Genomic DNA, 1,859 nt, shown 5'->3' on the forward strand with positions numbered 1-1,859 from the left:
GGCGGAAGTAGGCCGCGTGCAGGCGGGCACCGCAGGCGCGATCGTAGAACACCATCAGTTTCTCGCGTTCTTCAAAGCCCCACAGCGGCGGGGTCAGCGCGCCAACGTCCATTGCCTGCGTGGTGACGTTCAGAAGGTGGTTCAGAACACGGCCGATTTCCGAATAGAGCACCCGGATCAGCTGGCCGCGGCGGGGAACCTCGACGCCGGTCAGTTTCTCAATCGCCAGACACCAGGCATGTTCCTGGTTCATCGGCGCCACATAATCGAGGCGGTCGAAATACGGCAGGTTCTGCAGGTAGGTACGGCTTTCCATCAGCTTTTCGGTACCGCGGTGCAGCAGGCCGATATGCGGGTCGCAGCGCTCAACAATCTCGCCGTCAAGCTCCAGCACAAGACGCAGAACACCGTGTGCTGCAGGGTGCTGCGGACCGAAGTTGATGTTGAAGTTGCGGATCTTCTGCTCACCGCTCAGCGCATCGACGCTGCCGTCGTCAAATTTGGAGCCGTCCATCATTTGAAGGCCTCCCGATCATAATTCGAGGTGATTTTCTCACCCTGAAGGGTGACTTTCACCTTATAAGGTGACGCGCAGTTCTTTTTAATAACGGGCATTGCCGCGCCCAGCATGGCCGCACAGCCCGCCAGCAAGGTTCCCACTTCGGCCAGAGGTTCAAACCACATCAGTTTGTGCCCTCCTTTTTCTCGTCGCCGGGCAGAATGTATTCGGCACCCTCCCACGGGGACATGAAATCAAACTGGCGGTATTCCTGCACCAGCTTCACCGGCTCGTAGACCACGCGCTTTTGCGCCTCGTCATAGCGGACCTCGGTATAGCCGGTGGTCGGAAAATCCTTGCGCAGCGGATAGCCGCGGAAGCCATAGTCGGTCAGGATGCGGCGCAAATCCGGGTGGCCGGAGAACAGGATTCCAAACATGTCGTAGACTTCCCGCTCAAACCAGTTGGCCGAGGGGTGCACGTCCACGATCGAGGGTACCATTTCATCCTCGCGCACGGCGGCGCGCAGGCGGATGCGCTGGTTCCGGTACATCGACAGGAAATGATAGATCACGTCAAACCGCTTGCCGCGTTCCGGGTAGTCCACCGCGGTGATGTCCACCAGGGTTGAGAACTTGCAGTTCTGGTCCGATTTCAGGAATTCCACCAGGCCGGCGATGTTCGAGGGTGTGACGTCGATGTTCAGCTCGCCAAAAGAGACATCCCAGGCGACAACGCAATCGGGGCGTTTCGCTTCGATCTGCGCGCCGAGTTCATTCAGGGCTTCAGTCATCTGCTCTCTCCTGCCTTAGCGAACAAGGGTGCCGGTCCGGCGGATCTTGCGCTGCAGCTGCATCAGGCCATACAGCAGCGCTTCAGCCGTCGGCGGACAGCCGGGCACATAGACATCGACCGGCACAACCCGGTCACAGCCGCGCACCACGGAATAGCTGTAGTGGTAATAGCCGCCGCCATTGGCGCAGGATCCCATCGAGATCACATACCGCGGCTCGGGCATCTGATCGTAGACCTTGCGCAGCGCCGGCGCCATCTTGTTGGTGAGGGTGCCCGCAACAATCATCACATCCGACTGGCGCGGGGAGGCCCGCGGCGCGATGCCGAACCGTTCCGCATCATAGCGCGGCATCGAGGTGTGCATCATCTCAACCGCGCAGCAGGCCAGCCCGAAGGTCATCCAGTGCAGCGAGCCGGTACGGGCCCAGTTAATGATGTCCTCGGCCGATGTCAGCAGGAAGCCTTTGTCCTGCAGTTCGGCATTGAGGGCCTGAGTGACAACTTCCTTGTCCACACCGGCGGTGTTGGCTCCGGTCATCACTGCCATTCCAGCGTCCCTTTCTTC

At 60.0% G+C, this 1,859-nt stretch carries 3 protein-coding genes and 1 pseudogene; all 4 read right to left on the minus strand.

All coding sequences use genetic code 11. From position 1 onward, the window contains the following. Positions 1-514, minus strand: a pseudogene (locus A2I95_RS34735) (NADH-quinone oxidoreductase subunit D); the annotation flags it as partial. After that, on the minus strand, positions 514-684 hold the full coding sequence (locus A2I95_RS34740) for a hypothetical protein (protein WP_291737119.1): 171 nt from the start codon (positions 682-684) through the stop codon (positions 514-516). The pseudogene A2I95_RS34735 and the gene A2I95_RS34740, both read right to left, overlap by 1 nt. Further along, entirely contained in the window at positions 684-1,292 is a 609-nt protein-coding gene (locus A2I95_RS34745) for an NADH-quinone oxidoreductase subunit C (protein ID WP_291737120.1), read from the minus strand. Before A2I95_RS34745 ends, A2I95_RS34740 begins: the two co-directional genes overlap by 1 nt. 15 nt (positions 1,293-1,307) lie before the next feature. Further along, positions 1,308-1,841, minus strand: a complete 534-nt coding sequence (locus tag A2I95_RS34750) for an NADH-quinone oxidoreductase subunit B family protein (protein WP_027258414.1) — start codon at positions 1,839-1,841, stop codon at positions 1,308-1,310. Positions 1,842-1,859: the final 18 nt, after the last annotated feature.

It is taken from the genome of Leisingera sp. F5 (assembly GCF_001593695.1).